Genomic DNA, 578 nt, shown 5'->3' with positions numbered 1-578 from the left:
GGTTCGGCCGCCGGCGCGGCGGCCTGGGTCCCGCTGCTGCTGTCCGAATTTGTCGGCGCCGCGTTTTCCGCATTGCCGTTGTTCGGCGTCACGGGTGGTTCCGGCGCGGCGGGCGGCGCCTTCGGCCGGGGCGCGGCGTTGCGCAGAAGATCGCCGATCAGATCCGCCGCTCCCTTGCCGGACCCGTCGCCGTTCGAGCCCGTTTGGCCCGGGATCAGCTTGTCGAGATTGAGTTTTCCGGTTGGCAGCCCAAGGCGGCTCAATATATCCAGCGCGCTCTGCGGGTCCTTGGCCAACGCGCTCAGGTCCGGGTACACACGGGGCGCGGAGAGCGGGCCCTGGACCACGACCGGCACTCCGATGCCCTTCACGGCAACGTCGCCTCCTTGGCCTGAAAGCGAAGCGACGACGCGCGGGTTGAGACGCATGTCGAGCGTCTGGTCGGCGAGATCAATCCTGCCCGAGCCGTCCATCCGCAGCAGCGGGCCCAGCAGGCTGATGTCCGTCGTCTGCGCGACGCCGTTCTCGATCGCGAACGAGGCGCCGAGCTCGGTGAATGTCGTCTTCTTGGCCTGATC

Annotated in this window: 1 protein-coding gene; it reads right to left on the bottom strand. The window is 68.5% G+C overall.

All coding sequences use genetic code 11. From position 1 onward, the window contains the following. The coding region (locus EOA28_RS37875) for an AsmA-like C-terminal region-containing protein (RefSeq protein ID WP_149991727.1) at positions 1–578 on the bottom strand (578 nt) is incomplete at both ends.

It is taken from the genome of Mesorhizobium sp. M2A.F.Ca.ET.067.02.1.1, from assembly GCF_004023285.1.
Lineage (GTDB): Bacteria > Pseudomonadota > Alphaproteobacteria > Rhizobiales > Rhizobiaceae > Mesorhizobium.
This window is presented reverse-complemented; position numbering and strand designations above follow the sequence as displayed.